Source organism: Arthrobacter sp. SDTb3-6, from assembly GCF_013376095.1.
GTDB lineage: Bacteria > Actinomycetota > Actinomycetes > Actinomycetales > Micrococcaceae > Specibacter.
The window spans coordinates 1-3,177 of the sequence record NZ_JAAMFN010000089.1 but is presented as its reverse complement, the minus strand read 5'-3'; the positions used below and the strand labels follow the sequence as shown (position 1 = coordinate 3,177).

The window sequence follows — 3,177 nt, the reverse complement described above, 5'->3', positions numbered from 1 at the left end:
AAGGGCCCACCAGATTTGTCGATCAGTGGGACCACCCTCCGCTGTTGCCGACGCCTGGTTTTAAGCTGGAACCACCACTGCTCGTGTGACACACCTTCCGGCGGCGTCTTGTAGCGCAACTTGTCCCAGTGCAGGTACTCCGAGTCATCGACATCACCGGTAACCAGGCCGATCAAGTCAGCTGGCTTCAAAGTGGAAAATGACTTAACGATCGCATCGAGGTCCGGTGCCGGCATTGGGAGCTTCATGACGTATTCATCTCCAAGGTTTCTCCAAATTCAATTTGAACTTGGAGGACCCAGTGCGCTCCTTTCTTCAAGTCCAAGAAAAACTTGAAGCAAGCTTGAAGTTGGAAACGAGGGGAGACGGTCAACGGTTTCCAACGCCAGCCGATGCCGGACGAGTCCACGAAATTTTGTATGAATTCACACACTTTTCTTGGATCTCACCTACTTTCATTAGCCACCATGGTTGAGGCGAAGGCTGAAGAAGGAATGTCCCGGCATAACCCGCTTGCAGCCCTGGGCACCATTGGAATCGGCTCTCAAGCGCGGCTCCATCCTTGCACACACCCGCGAGGCCCCTGATGTCGCAGGCGTCGCCGCGGGCTGTTCTTACCCGTGGAGCAAAACATTCCCGTGGCTGGCATGGAGGACGAAAATGTTCCAGTAGGCTCAGCCGTACAAAGTGCGGCACCCGAAGACGGGCGTCCGACTTCAGACTAACGATGGGGGCTCATTGTGTCAGACCAGCCAGTTCTTCTCTTCCTGCACGGCGTAGGCGACGGGGACCCTGATGGCCAATGGAGGGCAACGCTCCAGGATTCCCTGACGCGCGCCGGATACCCCGGCCTCGATGCTGCTACAGTCATCACCCCTATGTACGCACATGCGCTCAAGGGGTTCGATGAACCGGAGCAGTTGCCCGCCCGCACTTTCAAGGCGCCGACGCGAGACGCTGCCAAGTTGAATCGCAGGGATTTCGAGCGCCGCCTTGCCGCCATGGAACACAGGATCGGCAGGCAAGACCAGGAACACCCCTTCAATGAGACCATTGCGTACGTCGCGGCACCCGTTCATGACTTGGTCGCTGATCTGGCAGTGGAAGTCAAGTTCTTTAAGCAAGCGGCGAACTATTTGAGTAGTAAGCAAATCCGCGCCCAGGTCCTGAACCGCATCCTGGCCGTGGTGCCTGAATCCGGCAAATTGGTCATCGTGGCCCATAGTTTGGGATCCGTCATCGCTGCCGACCTTTTGCTGCGGCTCCCCGTGGATGTTGAAGTGTCCGCCTTGGTCACTATTGGCAGTCCGCTGGCCAATGGGCGATTCAAGCTCGATGATTTGCGTGACGCACTGACCGACCCGCCTCCCCATCTGTCATGGTGGGTCAATTTTAGGAATGCGTGGGATCCGGTGGCCATCAGGCGCGGGCTGTCTTCCGTATTTCCGTGGATGCTGGACCACACGATCAACACAGGTCATGGCTCCAACCCAATCGTCCCGCATAGCGCGAGCGCCTACCTTGGTCACGGCACCGTGGCTGACACGATTGGATATGCGCTCTTTGGGTCCAAGTCCAAGGAGATTGCCTTCATTCAACGAGCCATGGACATCCCGCTCAATGCGGTTGAGATCAAGACACTGATGGGGTTGCGCTATTGCCATCTAATCAAGAATGAGTTGAGCGGTGACTTGCGGCGCCGCTACCTCATCGCCCTGCGATCTGTTCAGTCGCAGACAATTTCTGATCTGTACTCACACAATGTATCCACGAACCGGCCCATTCCGTCTCAGTTGGCACGGCTCGACTTTGACTATTCCAACGACAACTCGCTCCTGCCGGAACCGACTTTCAACCAATCGGGAACGTCAAAGGAAGAGGCCGTCACGCTGCTGACGGCAGTCTCTGCGACAAACGTTATTGCCCCTTTCGACATCACGATTTCGAAAGAGATGGAACAGGCGGCGTTGGAAGAACTGGCCTCGGAGATGGGGCTGAAACGTCAATTCGGTTCCGATGTTCTGGAAGCAGGAAAACGGGCCCAAGCCATTCTCCGAGACAGCCAGAATATGCAATGGGTCAAGGTTGGGGCCCTGGTGGCAGGTACAGCGGCATTGGTTGTGGGCACGGGCGGGCTTGCCTTGGCGGCCGCGCCCGGCCTTGCGGGCGCAGCCGTTATCACCAGCGCTTTGGCCAGCTTTGGTCCGGGCGGGATGATTGGCGGTCTGATAACGGCTGGAGCCCTTGTGGGTGGCGGCGGGCTATTGGTCGGTTCCGGGGGAGGCACGATGGTAACCGGACTTGCAGGGGACGAGACCAGTGTCGATCAATTCGAGGGTTTCCTCGCACTGCAGTTGGCGGCGGTAATACTCCGCCAGCAACACAAGATCGACACCGATCCCTCCGTTTGGCAGATGCTGACCGAGCTTGAAATCAGGGTCAGCCGTCAGCATGAACGTCTTGATGAAATCTCTGACCCCAAGTCCTCCGCCGTGGCATCACTTGCCAAGAAACGCATCATCGTCAAGCGTGCGCTTAAGTACATGAGTGACAATGGCCTAGAACCCGGCGAACCTGAGATGGCTGAAGCAGACGGCAGTCCGGTCGAAAAGCGCGGGTCGCGGTTCATTCCGCAACTTCAGCGTTCCAAATAGGAACTGGCCACGACAACCCTTTGACCAGAACCCGGCGGTTGGCGCCGTACTTAAACGTGCGACGCCAACCGGCCATCAGTACATTTCTGACAGAATCTCGTCCACACCACCCTTGTCGAAGCGCTTGGCATCAAACACTTCGTCGTCTTCAAGTCCGAGCCAGAGCCGGTATTCCTCATGTTCCAGGTGGGCGGGATCAGCCATGATGGCGCCGATGTTTTCCCAGCCCCACACACCGCCGCTGTCCTCAGCCGGCCCGGCACCCCGGCCGCCGGTGCAGCGCGCGGCGGGACCGCCGTCGAACTCCAACGTCTTTTCCAGGGTGATGGCGTGGTCCCAGTTGTCGCCAAAGTCGTAGACGTAATCCAGCTTGTCCTTCTCCTTGGACAAGACCTGGCCCACGGTCGCACCGGCCTCATCGTTGGGCATCGGGTCGCCGAAATCGTACTCGGGACCAACCGGGCCATAGGCCGTGCCGTTGTATCCGCCCATGCGGAACTCATGCAAATGGCAGTTCATCCAG

Annotated in this window: 2 protein-coding genes and 1 pseudogene; 1 reads left to right on the top strand and 2 read right to left on the bottom strand. The window is 57.9% G+C overall.

The window, feature by feature from the left end; all coding sequences use genetic code 11:
- Positions 1 to 248, bottom strand: a pseudogene (locus G6035_RS19855) (Fic family protein); the annotation flags it as partial.
- 492 nt (positions 249 to 740) lie between these two features.
- On the opposite strand from G6035_RS19855, the gene G6035_RS19345 reads away from it, so the two are divergent.
- Positions 741 to 2,654 (top strand): hypothetical protein, encoded by a 1,914-nt coding sequence (locus G6035_RS19345; RefSeq protein ID WP_176618728.1) that lies wholly within the window; start codon positions 741 to 743, stop codon positions 2,652 to 2,654.
- Between the two features lie 75 nt (positions 2,655 to 2,729).
- Here the strand turns inward: G6035_RS19345 and G6035_RS19340 are convergent.
- Positions 2,730 to 3,177, bottom strand: a 448-nt coding sequence (locus G6035_RS19340; protein ID WP_176618727.1) for a plasmid pRiA4b ORF-3 family protein, incomplete at its 5' end; no start/stop codon positions are given.